Genomic DNA, 14147 nt, shown 5'->3' with positions numbered 1-14147 from the left:
AATGAAAACGGAAAATAACCAATCGAAATCTTTCTTTGAAGTTACGGAGGGTGTCTGGGGAGTAAAGGACGTGATGGTCAATGTGTATCTGATCGCCAATCCGGACAAATCGTGGGTGCTCGTCGATGCAGGATTAAAAAGTGCTTTTCCCAAAATTAAAACAGCAGCGGCAGCGATTTTCGGGGAAGGTGTACCGCCCGTTGCCGTGATATTGTCGCATGGCCATTTCGATCATGTGGGCTCCCTGCAAGCGGTAATCCGTGAATGGCAGGTGCCGGTTTATTCCCACTTTCTGGAAACACCCTATCTGACGGGCAGGTCCGACTACCCGCCAGCCGATCCGGGTGCCGGGGGCGGATTGCTGTCGTTGGTATCCGGATTGTATCCCAATGATCCCATCGACCTCGTCGACGCCATCCATTCGTTGCCGCTGGATGGCCAGATCCCTTTCCTTCCGGAATGGAAATACATTCACACTCCCGGCCACGCACCGGGGCACATCAGCCTCTGGCGCGAAAAGGACAGGGTCCTTATTGCCGGCGACGCATTTGTTACAACCAGGCAAGAGTCGGTTTTCAGTGTCATGACCCAGCGGAAAGTGATTTCGGGGCCGCCGAGGTATTTTACCTGCGACTGGTATCAGGCCGAGAAATCGGTGAATGCATTGGCGGATCTTTCTCCCGAAATCGTCGCCACGGGTCATGGCAAACCTATGGCGGGCCGTGAAATGCGGCAACAGCTGATGGACCTGGCGCTCAATTTTCCGGACCGGGCGGTTCCCCGCAATGGCCGTTATGTGGCCGAACCCGCCGTAACGAACCGCGACGGCGTGGTATCGTTGCCACAAAGCCGCACACGTCCGGGAGCGGTGCTGGCACTGGTAGGCAGCGCCGCCGTGATCGCATTGGGATGTGTGTATTTTTCGCGGCAACGATCGCGCAAGGAGTTCCTCTCACTCCCCAACTTTTGAGCGCGGCTTGGGCCGAATCTGGTCGTATTTTTTAGTTAAGTGTCTGGCTACTAGCGCTAATTTTCGCAGAGTTGCACAGGCGGGCTGTCGGTTCCTCCGGTACTTGCCGCCAGTGCTTGCATTGGAACAGTTTTTACGTAAGGGCGCACATTCCAACGATATGGTAAGTAATCTAGGGCTAACGTAGCGCTACAAAAATTCAGGACTATGAGTGATGCAAGGAACATTGTAAGGTGTGTTGCCAGAATCTGGCGGATGTATAAGAGGCAGGAGTCGCTGTTCCGGTCGGCGATGGGGCTCGATACAACCAGCAGATTGAGACGCATTTGCAGCAACGGCTATATGATGTCGCTGTTGTTTAAAAAGGATGTAGGAAGTATGTACGAGTCGGTAAAAAGCAACCTCGACGACGGTGAGCTGTCCAGCATTACGCGGAGCGCCGACGACTTCGATGCGGATTCGGTGAGCCAATATGAACTGCTTTCAGAAATCGCGTCGCAGCAGCAGGTGATCCTCGAAGAGTACCGGGCACTTTTGCCTCACCTGGACCAGGACAGCGATGCCGCGCGTGCGTGTGCCGAGCATATCGATAAACTTTCGGTGCTGGAAAGTTCGCTTGTAAAGGAAGTCGGCAGTCTTCCTGACAACCGGCAGGAGGATTTCTCGTTTGTTGCCTGAGCTTGTCAACCCCCGAAACTTATGGATACACTCTGCCGCCCTTAAACAATCCGGAAGGTATTTGTCAACCACCATCATGGCCGGTGAATTACACGATCGAAAACAGCGCGTAGTTCACCGGCTTTTTTTTATCAATTATGAAAAACACATTTGGATTCCAGAATAAGAATGGCCGGTCGCTGGGTATCGTTTTGGCAGGGGTCGGATTACTGGCTTTCGCCCGGGCCGTATACCGCCGTGCGACCCGGCTCGATTTCCGTGACAAGGTAGTACTGATCACGGGCGGTTCGCGCGGGCTGGGGCTCGAAATTGCCCGGATCGTTCAGGAGAAGGGGGCGGCGGTAGCATTGTGCGCACGTTCCGAGGAGCATCTGAACAGAGCGGCTTCGGAACTTGGAGGAAGCGTACTGGCCGTTGCCGCGGACCTCACACGCGCCGGCGAGGCACAGCGCGTCGTGGACCAGGTTCTCGGGCGGTTCGGGCGGATCGACGTGCTGGTGAACAATGCCGGCATAATGCTGGTGGGGCCGGAGAATGTGTTGGAAGCCGAGGATTATCAGCGGGTAATGGCTGCTAACTGCTGGACTGCGCTGCATATGATCCAAGCGATACTACCGCATTTCAGGGCCAGGGGCGTTGGGCATATCGCCAACATATCGTCGATCGGCGGAAAGGTTTCGGTGCCGCATATGCTGCCTTACAGCGTGAGTAAGTTTGCATTGACAAGCCTTTCCGAAGGGTTGGCCGCGGAACTAAAAAAAGACTATATCCATGTAACGACAGTGATTCCCAGCCTCATGCGAACTGGTAGCCCGCGGAATATCTCGTTAAAAGGAGATCACGAGGAAGAATACGCCTGGTTCAAGATCGCCGATTCGTTGCCTTTGCTTTCGCAGGATGCACGGAAGGCCGCCTCCTGCGTTGTCGAGGGCATTGCGGCGGGCGATACCGAGGTATTTCTGACACCCGTTGGCCGTGCGGCGTCTGTGATGAACGGCATTGCGCCGGGCGCTGTCACAACACTTATGCGCTGGGTGGACCGCTTTCTTCCCCGAAGCGACAGCAAACACGTAAAAAAAGGATATGAAAGTGAATCGGAAGCCACCAGGGGTATAATTGGTTCCCGTACCGATGCGGCAGCAGCCAGAAATAATGAATTGTAAAAAGAAACCGGGGACAAACATCCCCGGTTTGGATAAACACCTCTGATTTAGTTCTGGTTAATGCTACTCCTAGTTTACAGGCTTTTGTTGCTCGCTCATCTGATGCGCCACCACGCTGTCGGGCATCACCGCGCTCATCGCAACCTGCATTTTGTTTTTAAAGCCTGAAATCACCTTGTCTTTGCCGGCCATCAACGCTTCGTAGCCATCGCGCGCTACCACGGCCGGGTCCGCGAGGTCGTCCTCGTCCTGGACCGCCCTGCTATTTTCCATATCGGCTTTGTTGAAGAAATCGGTATCGGTGACGCCCGGCATCAGGGCTGTGATCGTCACGCCACTGTCCTTGGTCTCTTCCCGGATGGCTTCTGTAAACGAAAGCACAAAAGCCTTCGTACCGTGGTAAACAGCCTGCCAAGGCCCCGGCAGCTTGCTTGCGATAGATGCGAGGTTGAGTATCCTTCCCGAATTCCGGGCCAGCATATCCGACAGGAAACACTTTGTCAGGATCACCAGCGAAGCGATGTTGAGGTCGATGATCCGCAGCTCACGATCGACGTCGATCTGCTCGAAGTGGCCGTATACACCCTGACCTGCATTATTGACCAGAACGTCTATCTCGATATCTTTCTGCTTGATATCGGCATACAAACCAAATGCCTGCTCGCGGTCGAAGAGGTCTTTCGCGATGGGTAGTACCTCTACGCCTTCGGCCCGCAGCAATGTGGCGGTTTCGTCCAATTCGGCGATATCCCGTGCAGTAATCACGAGGTTAAAACCGTCTTTCGCGAATAACTTGGCCAGTTCCAGCCCGATTCCACTCGTAGCACCGGTGATCAGTGCATATTTTCCTCTGTTTTCCATAATCTTGACTGTTGTTTGAAAGCGCACCAGTCAGGTAAAAACCGTGCCTCAGCCCCGGTGGGAATTGCCTCAATGGAATTGCCGCAATGGAATTGCCTCAATGGAATTGCCGCAATGGAATTACCTAAAAAGGATTACCGCAACGGCGTCGTGACAACGGCGAGCAGCGAAGCCACATCACTTCATCGATGTCACTTGAGACTTTTGATGGCCAGCGCCGCCGCCAGTCCGCCGAGAAGGTACCAGGCGACAGTCAGCAATTTGGTTTCGTCCGTTTTGCTGACGGGCCTTTCGTCAAGTCCGAGCGGTTTGGCCAGCCCTATTGCTCCCAATCCGGCCATTAACCCGTAGCCGGCACCGCGGAGCATGATGTTTTCGCTGTCGCCTTTGCCGATCATCGCATAATAGCCGGCATTGCTGGCAAGGTCGGCGACGAAGGTGGAGGCGGTCAGCGCCCGGCCAGTAGGCGCTTCGGCACCCACGGCCTCGACGGTTTTAGTCACGGCCTCCTCGCCCAGCAGGTCGATGCGCGGTGCCTTGTGAGATACGCGTTTAGCGATTTCGTGGACCAGATTGAGCACAATTGCCCCCGTGATCCCGCCCAGAATGTTTCTGATCTCCGGTTTCATGGTAATGTTGATGATTTTGATAAAGAATTAAAACAAGCGGAGTGCACGAAAAAACCGAACCAGCCGGGGAATCGCGACTTAGTTGACATTTTTCTACAACCGATGCGGCGTCGGGCGCATTGCCGGGGTGCGGGTACGATGGCATGTTTATTTCCCTGCGAGGCCAGTTGAGCGGGAACCGGCGCGTTAACGCCGTCCGGTGCGAATAGGAAATAATGCGTTCACATAAGTGGAATTACGATGGAAACAAAAAATAAACTCGGGGTTGCCCTGGTGGGCCTTGGCAAATATGCGACGGAGCAACTGATCCCCTCATTAAGGGTTACGCAAAACTGCCGGTTGGCCGGATTGGTGAGCGGCAGCGACGAAAAGAAAAGAAAATGGCAGCAGGAATTCGGGCTTAACGACGAAAGCCTTTACAGTTACGACGATTTCGACCGCATTGCCGCGAATCGCGATATCGACATTGTATATGTAGTGCTCCCCAATTTTATGCATGCCGGGTTCTGTATCCGTGCCGCCCGTGCGGGAAAGCATGTGATTTGCGAAAAGCCCCTGGCTATGAATGTGCGGGAGTGTTATCATATATTCGACGCCGTTTCGGAAGCTAACGTCCGTTTTTCGATGGGTTACCGGTTGCACTTCGATCCGTTTAACCAGGAAATGATGCGGTTGGGGCAGAAGGAAATATTTGGACCGGTCAGAAAAATGGAATTGCTGGATAGTATGGATATCGGCACTCAAAGCCCGTGGCGGATCGATCGACAGCGGTCGGGTGGCGGGCCGCTGGTCAACAACGGCATCTATTGCATCCAGGCAGCCATTTACATTACGGGTAAGTTGCCGTTTGCGGTGGAAGCGCGTTTTGCGCCGGTTACCAATCCCGAACGCTTCACGGAAGTCGAAGAAGGCGTAATCTGGACCCTGTTTTTTGAAGGAGGCGTTACCGCGCATTGCGAGACGAGTTATTCCAAAAATCAAAACCTCATGCGTGCCGAAGGCAGCGAAGGCTGGTTCGAACTGAATCCCGCTTACGAGTACGAGGGGCTCACAGGCCGGACTTCCAGCGGAGCGATGGACATCGCGCCGGTGAAACAGCAGGCCCGCCAGATGGACGATTTTGCCCGCTGCATTTTGGAAAACGGCGAAACCCGGGTGCCCATCGAAATGGGTATCCGTGATATGCAGATCATCGAGGCGGTGTACGAGTCGGCACGTACCGGTCAACGAGTGGAGTTGCACCTGGAAGAGTTTGCCTCGTTGCCGGAGTTTTAAACAACAAAATCATGGAAGAGAAAAACTACACGGGCGCTGTGCCCGAGAATCGCCGTGGCGAGGCCGTGACGGCGGAAGCAAGCCGTACCTTTAACGACGCAGCCCTTGCCGCCGGATTTTTTACAGATACTGTCCGGAAGTTACTCGATGTAAACCGCTGGCATGAACATGCGGGGGAGGCATTGGCCCGCTTTGTATTGACGGACAGTACCGGAAACGCCGTCGAAGGGGAGGCCAGGGAAGGGCTCCTGATGAAAATAGATATCCCCGGCCCAGGGTCGCAAGGGGGGCGGCGGGTTCGATTGGGTGGTGATCGAAGAGGTCAGAAAGGAAGATTCCGCTAATGTACAAAGCATTGCCCTGCGTGTTCGCCCGGTTCCTGCACCCGGCTCAGGCAATGAGAAGCCGACGCACTTTTACGACGGTGAATCGACCAGCACATTTACGCTTTCCCGGGAGAGTACGACGGTTACGGTCGCGATCTACGACCGCAACATCAGCCCCAACACCGAAGCCGATTCGCTGATAGACAAGGTAAGGAATGCCATTACAGGGCTGTTTGGCGAAAAGGTGTTTTCCGGAATACAATGGCAGGCGCTGGCGGACGGACTTTTGAAATAATGCCAGACTACGACTGGGCAGCCTGATATTGATCTTCGAGCAGCGATTCCATTTGTGAAAGGACTGAATCGAAATTTGCATCGCGGGTCCAGTCGATGGTTTTATGGAGTTCTTTGTTAAGCGGGCCCCACCGTTCGGGTTCGCCATCCATGCTGATGACAATGCTGGGCGTCCGGACAGCGGCCGCAATATGCGACACCCCCGTGCAGTTGCTGATCAGCAGATCGGCCTCCCTGATGAGTTGGCCTATCTCGCCCAGGTCGGTGCGGCCAGTAAGGTCGATGGCTGGATAGTCCATCAGTTCTATCACTTCCCGGGTAATTGGCGCCTCGCCTGCCGTGCCTGTAACTACTACCTGATAGCCCCTTCCCGCGCATTGATCGGCCAGGCAGGCGAAATGCGACGGTGGCCATTGCCGCCAGGCGCCCCGTGAGCCGGGATGTACGCATACGTAGCGTTCCCGCATGAGCGCGGGATTGTTTACGTAAAGATTTCTCGCTTCTTCTTCCCGTATCGGAAATTCCAGGTGGTCGCCCAGGGTGGGGATGCCCAGATGCTCCATCAGCCGCAAATGCCGGTGGATTTCCGAAATGCCGGTCGGATACCGCACAAAATACTCAGGGTTCCCTTCATTGCCTTCGCTATGAAACCCGGCGACGATACCCGCATCCATACCGCACAGCATTTCGTTGACGATCGAACCGTTGCCCTGCATCTGAAGTATCAGGTCGAATTTTTCATCCGACATGCGGCCTACGAACTGTTGCCAGGCCGGACGGTCGAAAGGCTGCTCGGGAAGGCCGGGATAGCCTGGAAAATGCAGAAAGCGGTCGAAATAGGCCGAAAACCGTTCGGTGAAGGCTTTCGCCCAGGGCAGGCCTAAAAGCACAATTTCGGCGTTAGGATAAGCAGCGCGCAGCGCCCGGAAAGCCGGTACGGCGCAAAGCATATCGCCAAGTTGCAAAGCTCTGAAAACGGCTATCTTACGGATGGTTTCGACCGGGAATTTCATAGGAAAAACACTTTGTAACGCAGCGCGCCGCGTAATGTCCAGTAAACGGAAAGATAAGGGATTATCAGGGAGGTGAAGACCATTTCGAGCCGGTGGGAGAGGGAATCCGAGGTACCGCTGAGACGCTTGACGATAAACGCCCCGACGGCGCCGGCCCATACCGCAAGTGCAAGCAGCGCGATCACAGGCGTGCCGGCAAGCCATGCACCGACGCCGATTATTGTGGCGAGGATAATGACGTAGTAAGTCCACACCGGCCCGGAGGCGATTTTGGCACGATAAAATTTCGGGTGCTTCTTGAACAGCAATGCGTTGAACATGCTTTTTTTCTGCTCGGCCACGCTCACTCCCCACGATGCTTCGCGTACGGGATGACAGACGACCGCATCCGGCACATGCAGGATCGGCACCTGTTTTTCGAGTAGTTTGAATTCCAGATCGGAATCTTCGCGCCAGGCGATGGGAAATTCTTCGTCGAAACCGCCCGTCAGTTCCAGCGTCGCCCGCGAACAGGCGCAGTTGGCGGTAATGAACTCGGCGGTCGACAAATGCGCCACATTCTTTTCATAGTCGGTAGGCTTTTCGGAAATCGGTACGAGGACTTTCCCCGTCAGCCCGAGGAAACGTTCGCCGGCTGTCCGGTAACTGTATTCGAATTTTTCGAGCCAGCACGGGTCGGGAATACAGTCGTCGTCGGTAAACACAACGAGTTCGCCGCTGCTCTTTTTCCAGCCGTGGTTCCGGGCGGCGGCTGGTCCGAGCTTGGCGGGTAACGGATAGAAGTAGATCGCAAAATCGGGCCGCTCGCCGACGTAGCGTTCGATAAGCAGTTCGGTTTCACGGTCGGGACCATCGGACACGACGATTACCTCGTAGAATGTCCGCCGATAGGTTTGATCCCGAAGGGCGTCCAGGCACTTTTTCAAAAGTGCCGGGCGCCTGTAAGTCGGTATCACAACGCTGATGCTGGTCGGTAGCATTACTTTTCAAGGATAAACGAGTTGATAATCAATGCATCGAAAGGGGACGTCCAGAAACATTCGATCGCGTCCCTCGGAGAACATACGATGGGTTCTCCGCGTGTGTTGAATGAAGTATTGACCAAAACAGGTACGCCCGTAAGCGCCTTGAACTCCGTGATGAGCCCGTGGTAAAGCGGGTGCTGGTTTGCGTTGACGGTCTGCACGCGGGCGGTGCCATCGGTGTGGCGCACGGCCGGTATCCGTTCGGCCTTATCGTCTTTGACCGGGTAGACAAACAGCATGAAAGGCGAAACATCGGCTTTTTCAAACCATTCTCCCGCCTCTTCTTCCAACACTACCGGTGCTACCGGGCGGAAGTCCTCGCGGTCCTTGATGTCGTTAAGCCTGGCCTGCATTTCGGGGTTAATGGGCGAGGCGAGGATCGATCGTGCCCCGAGCGACCGCGGGCCGAACTCCATCCTCCCCTGGTACCAGGCGATGATTTTGTCCTGGGCCAGTAATGCGGCCGTTTCTTTTGCGACGTTGTAGAGCCTTTTGTAAGGTGTTTTGGCCCAAAGCATAAATTGCTCGATTTCTTCGTCGGTATACTCTGGTCCCCAGTAAACGTGTTCCATCGGCGCGGTGTAGCGCGGGCCGGTTGTTGTTGCATTGAGTTGAACGTCAAGCCACTGCGCTGCGCCGAGGGCAGTTCCGGCATCTCCCGCCGCGGGTTGCACCCACACGTTCTTGAACGGTCCCTGGTCGCGGATAACCGCATTCATCACGCAGTTTAACGCCACACCGCCCGCCATGCAGAGGTTTTCGGCGCCTGTTTGGTCATAAAGCCATTGAACCAGTTTCAAAACGGTTTCTTCCAATGCTTTTTGCAACGAATGGGCGATGTCGTGATGCAGCTGCTCGAAAGGGTCGTCCTTTTTGCGGCCGGGGCCCCACCACTGTTCTGGATCGAAGTCGTCGATGGTGTACTGGCCGTTTTCGCCCACATGGATAATCGACCGGAAATCTTCGAGGTAAACGGGCTTGCCGTACGAGGCCAGCGCCATCACCTTGTATTCGTCCGACGAATGCAAAAAGCCCAGGTAGGTGGTGATTTTTTCATACAACATACCCAGCGAATGGGGCATATCCACCGTCGCGATTTGTTCCAGACTATTGCCTCTGCCCATGAAATAACCGGTCGTTGCCTTTTCACCTCGCCCGTCGATCGTCAGCACCGCGGCTTCGGTGAATGGCGAGGGAAAGAATGCGCTGGCAGCATGCGAAATGTGGTGGTTTACAAATTCCCATTTGCCCGAAAGATCGCCTGCGCCGGCGAGGCGTTTTTGCAAATGGTGCGGATAACCGTCGCGGAGCTGCTCGGGTGCTTTGCGGATATAGTTCAGAAAAATAGTATCCCAACCGTTGTATACTTTCGAAGGCATCATGACGTCATCGTACCCTTCCTCTTCATAAACCGACGCGTCACTCACACCTTCCGGATCGAAGGAATAGGCGATGCGATCTATGTCCCGCAACGTGATCCCGGCGGTCTTCAGGCAATAGTCGATGGCGTGAAAAGGCAATTCCCAGGTCGTGAAAGGGACAGGGCGCTTGCCGTGTTTGATGTGTGTAAATCTCTCTTCCTCCGCGGCTGCTATAATCCGGCCGCCTTTCACCAGAGCGGCAGCGCTGTCGTGGAACGCTGCATTGATTCCCAGTATGTACATAAGCGATGTGTAGATTTTGAAATGCGGCGAACTCCGTACAAGTACCATGCCAGTTACCTTTCCGGGACGGCCGAAAGAGGCATTCGCCCGGGCCGGAAAGCGCCTCGCGCACGATCTGTATAATGCGCGTATGAATCTTTCCCGGAAAGCGCCCGCTCCTGTCCGGACGGGGCGTTTCTTACCTGTGGAACTTCTTCCCTGCACGGCAGGACGACGGAAATGTGCCTATACGTTGCGTTTGGAAGCGGTTCTCCCATACTTCCGGGTGCCGGCCGGTAACAGCCTCGCAATCAGGAAAGCGTTTCTTCCCGAATGGCATTGTTTTTTACAGGGCGGCGTCTGTTTCAATTCAAACGCAACAAATATGGATGGGACGAGCGCCATTAAACCACGGCTGAAAATCTTCACATGGCATATTCATGGAAGTTATCTGTACTACCTTTCACAAGGCAATTATGACATTTACATCCCGGTCAACCAGGCACGGACGGAGGGCTATTACGGCCGCGGCAAAACTTTCCCTTTCGGTGCGAACGTGATCGAAGTACCGGCGGCCGAAGTGCGGAACATGGAGTTCGACTGTATCCTGTTCCAGTCGGAGCGTAACTTCCTGATCGACCAGCACGATATCCTCTCGGATGTCCAGAAACGCCTGCCGAGGCTGTATGTGGAACATAATACCCCCGAGCGGCACCCTACCAACACCCGGCACGTCATGACCGACCCCGCGGTAACCCTGGTGCACGTGACGCATTTCAACAAACTGATGTGGGACAATGGCGGTCTGCCCCACGTGCGGGTGATCGAGCATGGCGTATGTATTCCGGAGATCTCCTGGAAAGGGGATATTCCAAAGGGCATTGTGGTCATCAACCACATTCAGCAGCGCGGGCGGATTACCGGCTGGGACGTTTTCGAGGAAGTACGAAAACACGTACCGATAGACCTCATCGGAATGGGGACCGAAGAATCCGGTGGCCTGGGCGAAGTGCTCAACCCACAGTTGCCCGGTTTCATCAGCCGCTACCGCTTCTTTTTCAACCCTATCCGGTACACCAGTTTCGGACTGGCCGTTTGTGAGGCGATGATGACCGGCATGCCGGTCGTGGCCATGGCTACTACCGAGTACGTGACGGTGATTAAGGATGGGGAATCCGGATTTATCGACACCAACCCCGACAAACTCATCGAAGGCATGCGTAAGCTGATCGACGACCCCGGCCTCGCGCGGCGTATGGGCGAAAATGCCCGGCGGATCGCGGGAGACAGGTTTGCGATCGGCCGGTTTACCTCCGAATGGGAAACTATCTTCAGAGAAACTATTCAACTTCATCATCATGAAAAGGAAAATAGCATTTATTAGCGAACACGCATCGCCGCTGGCGGTGCTGGGCGGGGTCGACAGTGGCGGCCAGAACGTGTACGTGGCCGAAATTTGCAAGTCGCTCGCCAGGCTGGGTTACACCATCGATATTTTTACCAGAAAAGATGATGAGGACCTCCCCGAGATTGTCGACTGGCTGCCCGGGATCCGGGTCGTGCACGTCGAGGCGGGGCCTGCCCGCGAAGTGCCCAAGGAGCAGTTGCTGGGCTTTATGGACGAGTTTACGACCAGTATGGTAAGGCTGATCCGGCGCATGCACCTGCAATATGAACTGGTGCATGCCAATTTCTTTATGTCGGGACTGGTGGCTTCGCGCATTAAACTGATCCTCGGCATTCCGTACGTGGTTACTTTCCATGCCCTGGGGAAAATCCGGATGATCCATCAGAAGGAGCTTGACGCGTTCCCGGCTTCCAGGCTGGACATCGAACAGATGATCGTGGAAGATGCCGATTATATCATAGCCGAATGCCCGCAGGACCGCCAGGACCTGATCGAACATTATCAAGCCGATCCTTCGCGCATTACGATCATTCCGTGCGGGTTTAGTTCGGAAGAATTCGGCCCTGCGTCGAAGGCGGGTGCACGGCGCAGGCTTGGGCTGCACAAAAACGAAGTTGTTTTGTTACAACTCGGGCGTATTGTACCCCGGAAGGGTGTCGATAATGTGATCCGTGCGATGCGTTACCTGCGCGATATTCCCCGTATCAAATTGCTCGTGGTGGGTGGTTCCGATGAAAAGCCGGATTTCGACCGCGACCCTGAGTTCAAACGCCTGAAAGCCCTCGCAAAAGCCGAAGGAGTGGAAGATAAGGTGCTGTTTACGGGACGGAGAAACCGCCGGCAGCTGAAATACTATTACCAAGCCGCCGATTTCTTTATTTCGACTCCCTGGTACGAACCTTTCGGCATTACCCCGCTGGAAGCGATGGCTTGCGGTACGCCGGTGATCGGCTCCGAGGTTGGAGGGATCAAATACACGGTCCGGCATGGAGAAACCGGTTTCCTTGTGCCGCCGCACGATCCGGAGGCATTGGCGGAGGCCGTGAAGACCGGTATTGCCTGTCCCGACAAATACGGGCAACTTTGCCGGAACGCCTTGAAGCGCGTCAACGAGCACTTTACCTGGTCGTTCGTGGCCCGGAAGGCCGACCGGCTGTACACGCGGGTGATCGGCGAGCGCAAAACGAAGCCGGCTTATCTGCTGGACCTGAGAAAGCAAAGCAAACCGCTGGTGGGCTACCAGGCAAATGCGATTACCTATGCGTCCTGATCAGGAGTTGGTAAAGGCGGTTTTCCTCGATAAAGACGGCACCCTCATCCGCGACGAACCCTATAATGTGGATCCTGCGAAAGTGGTGTTCGAGGAGGATGTTTTTGAGGGATTGCGGACATTACACGGGGACGGCTACCGGCTGGTGATCGTCTCTAACCAGCCGGGCATTGCCATGGGCTTGTTTTCCCAAACCGAACTGGACGCATTGATCCATTATTTTGACGACCAGTTTGCGCAAAACGGGCTGGTGCTGTCGGGATTCTACTATTGCCCGCATCTTCCGGCTACCGCGGAGCCGGCTTGCGAATGCCGCAAACCGGAACCGGGCCTGCTGCTGCGCGCCGCGCGCGAACTGAACATCGATTTGGGACAGTCGTGGATGATAGGCGATATTCTGAACGATGTGGAAGCGGGGAAAAGGGCTGGTTGCCGGACCGTGCTGATCGATAACGGCAACGAAACCGAATGGGAAACAGGCCCGTACCGTGAACCGGATTATACCACACGCTATTTTCTCGACGCGACAGATTACATTACCACACAGACGATCAGAAGGGATGCCTGACAATATTTGCCAGCACGTGCTTTGTATCAGGGCCGATAACATGGGCGACGTTATCATGTCGTCTCCGGCCATACGTGCATTGAAACAATCTTTCGGAAGCCATATCACCTTGCTTACGTCGCCGGCCGGTGCCGTTATCGCTCCCTATCTCGATTGCATAGACGACGTGATCGTGGCCTCGCTGCCATGGGTGAAAAGCGACGGTATGGACCGCGAAGCGCTGCTGCTCCTGGCCGATGATCTGCGAAAGCGGGCGTTCGACGCGGTGGTGATCTTCACCGTGTACAGCCAGAGCGCGCTTCCCGCAGCCATGCTCGCATACATGGCGGGCATACCCGTGCGGGTAGCATACGCGCGGGAGAATCCCTATGACTTACTTACGCACTGGGTTCCGGATCTGGAACCCTACCAGCGTATATTACATCAGGTTGAACGTGACCTGGACCTGGTGAGGTCGCTCGGCGCACGCGTAGACGACGACCGGTTGATATTGAAAACCGGAGCAACGCCTACGCTGGCCGGCAAGCTCGCCGGTGCGGGCGAAGGCCCGTTCATGATCTTGCACCCCGGGGTGTCGGAAGCCAAGCGGGAGTATCCCGCCGAGCGGTGGATAGCGGCCGGAAAACTGCTGGCAGAAAGGTACGGAATGCATTTGCTCGTCACAGGCTCCGCTTCCGAAAGCGGACTTGCGGACGAGATCGCCGACGGAATAGGAAACCTCGCAGTTTCGCTGGCCGGAATGCTGGATATCGCTGAGTTCATACAGCTGGTTGGCCGGGCGGCTTGCATCGTATCGGTCAATACGGCGACGATTCATATTGCCGCCGCGATGCAGGCGCCGGTCCTGGTTTTGTATGCCCAAACCAACCCGCAGCATACGCCGTGGAAATCGGCGCATGAGCTGCTCCCGTTTTCGGTGCCCCGTCACCTAAGAAGCAAAAACCCCGTTATCCGGGATGTTGCAGAAAGGATTTATACTCAGGATATTCCTTATCCCGAGCCCCATGCTGTGCTGGGGGGGCGT

General features: G+C 55.3%; 14 protein-coding genes and 1 pseudogene. 10 read left to right on the top strand and 5 right to left on the bottom strand.

The features are described 5' to 3' along the window. The first annotated feature begins 1 nt into the window (after position 1). The 3 genes from ABV298_RS04990 to ABV298_RS04980 all read left to right on the top strand — a co-directional run bounded on the left by ABV298_RS04990 (position 2) and on the right by ABV298_RS04980 (position 2811). Entirely contained in the window at positions 2 to 970 is a 969-nt protein-coding gene (locus ABV298_RS04990; protein WP_353721073.1) for an MBL fold metallo-hydrolase, read from the top strand. Between the two features lie 207 nt (positions 971 to 1177). Further along, positions 1178 to 1648: a hypothetical protein gene (locus ABV298_RS04985; RefSeq protein ID WP_353721072.1), complete on the top strand. Its 471-nt coding sequence runs from the start codon at positions 1178 to 1180 to the stop codon at positions 1646 to 1648. 137 nt (positions 1649 to 1785) lie between these two features. Next, entirely contained in the window at positions 1786 to 2811 is a 1026-nt protein-coding gene (locus tag ABV298_RS04980) for an SDR family NAD(P)-dependent oxidoreductase (RefSeq protein ID WP_353721071.1), read from the top strand. 69 nt (positions 2812 to 2880) lie between these two features. On the opposite strand, the gene ABV298_RS04975 is transcribed toward ABV298_RS04980, so the two are convergent. Continuing rightward, entirely contained in the window at positions 2881 to 3672 is a 792-nt protein-coding gene (locus ABV298_RS04975) for an SDR family oxidoreductase (protein ID WP_353721070.1), read from the bottom strand. A 191-nt stretch (positions 3673 to 3863) separates the two neighbouring features. Next, positions 3864 to 4301 (bottom strand): hypothetical protein, encoded by a 438-nt coding sequence (locus tag ABV298_RS04970; RefSeq protein ID WP_353721069.1) that lies wholly within the window; start codon positions 4299 to 4301, stop codon positions 3864 to 3866. A 240-nt stretch (positions 4302 to 4541) separates the two neighbouring features. On the opposite strand from ABV298_RS04970, the gene ABV298_RS04965 reads away from it, so the two are divergent. From ABV298_RS04965 to ABV298_RS04955, 3 genes are read left to right on the top strand one after another with little or no spacing between them, the layout of a single operon-like run. Beyond that, a complete protein-coding gene (locus tag ABV298_RS04965; RefSeq protein WP_353721068.1) occupies positions 4542 to 5576 on the top strand; it encodes a Gfo/Idh/MocA family oxidoreductase in 1035 nt (344 codons plus the stop codon). 11 nt (positions 5577 to 5587) lie between these two features. Next, complete coding sequence (locus ABV298_RS04960) at positions 5588 to 5920, top strand: hypothetical protein (protein WP_353721067.1); 333 nt, start codon at positions 5588 to 5590, stop codon at positions 5918 to 5920. Next, positions 5883 to 6197, top strand: coding sequence for a hypothetical protein (locus ABV298_RS04955; RefSeq protein ID WP_353721066.1), 315 nt, complete (start codon positions 5883 to 5885; stop codon positions 6195 to 6197). Before ABV298_RS04960 ends, ABV298_RS04955 begins: the two co-directional genes overlap by 38 nt. A 7-nt stretch (positions 6198 to 6204) precedes the next feature. Here the strand turns inward: ABV298_RS04955 and ABV298_RS04950 are convergent, their stop codons facing one another. The 3 genes from ABV298_RS04950 to ABV298_RS04940 are packed head-to-tail and all read right to left on the bottom strand — an operon-like array spanning position 6205 to position 9898. Beyond that, a complete protein-coding gene (locus tag ABV298_RS04950; RefSeq protein ID WP_353721065.1) occupies positions 6205 to 7209 on the bottom strand; it encodes a glycosyltransferase family 9 protein in 1005 nt (334 codons plus the stop codon). Beyond that, positions 7206 to 8189: a glycosyltransferase gene (locus ABV298_RS04945; protein ID WP_353721064.1), complete on the bottom strand. Its 984-nt coding sequence runs from the start codon at positions 8187 to 8189 to the stop codon at positions 7206 to 7208. The genes ABV298_RS04950 and ABV298_RS04945 overlap by 4 nt, the downstream gene beginning before the upstream one ends. Beyond that, on the bottom strand, positions 8189 to 9898 hold the full coding sequence (locus ABV298_RS04940; protein ID WP_353721063.1) for a carbamoyltransferase C-terminal domain-containing protein: 1710 nt from the start codon (positions 9896 to 9898) through the stop codon (positions 8189 to 8191). The genes ABV298_RS04945 and ABV298_RS04940 overlap by 1 nt, the downstream gene beginning before the upstream one ends. Positions 9899 to 9944: 46 nt before the next feature. Here ABV298_RS04940 and ABV298_RS04935 point away from each other — a divergent pair, with 46 nt between their 5' ends. The 4 genes and pseudogenes from ABV298_RS04935 to ABV298_RS04920 form a co-directional block, all read left to right on the top strand. Further along, positions 9945 to 11261: a glycosyltransferase family 4 protein gene (locus ABV298_RS04935; RefSeq protein ID WP_353721062.1), complete on the top strand. Its 1317-nt coding sequence runs from the start codon at positions 9945 to 9947 to the stop codon at positions 11259 to 11261. Further along, positions 11236 to 12555: a glycosyltransferase family 1 protein gene (locus ABV298_RS04930; protein ID WP_353721061.1), complete on the top strand. Its 1320-nt coding sequence runs from the start codon at positions 11236 to 11238 to the stop codon at positions 12553 to 12555. The genes ABV298_RS04935 and ABV298_RS04930 overlap by 26 nt, the downstream gene beginning before the upstream one ends. After that, positions 12545 to 13123, top strand: coding sequence for an HAD family hydrolase (locus ABV298_RS04925; RefSeq protein WP_353721060.1), 579 nt, complete (start codon positions 12545 to 12547; stop codon positions 13121 to 13123). The genes ABV298_RS04930 and ABV298_RS04925 overlap by 11 nt, the downstream gene beginning before the upstream one ends. Continuing rightward, positions 13116 to 13994, top strand: a pseudogene (locus ABV298_RS04920) (glycosyltransferase family 9 protein); the annotation flags it as partial. The gene ABV298_RS04925 and the pseudogene ABV298_RS04920, both read left to right, overlap by 8 nt. Positions 13995 to 14147: the final 153 nt, after the last annotated feature.

Source organism: Dyadobacter sp. 676 (assembly GCF_040448675.1).
In the GTDB taxonomy this organism is placed as follows: Bacteria; Bacteroidota; Bacteroidia; order Cytophagales; family Spirosomataceae; genus Dyadobacter.
The sequence above is the reverse complement of the archived record's forward strand: the minus strand, read 5'-3'. Positions and strand labels throughout refer to the sequence as shown.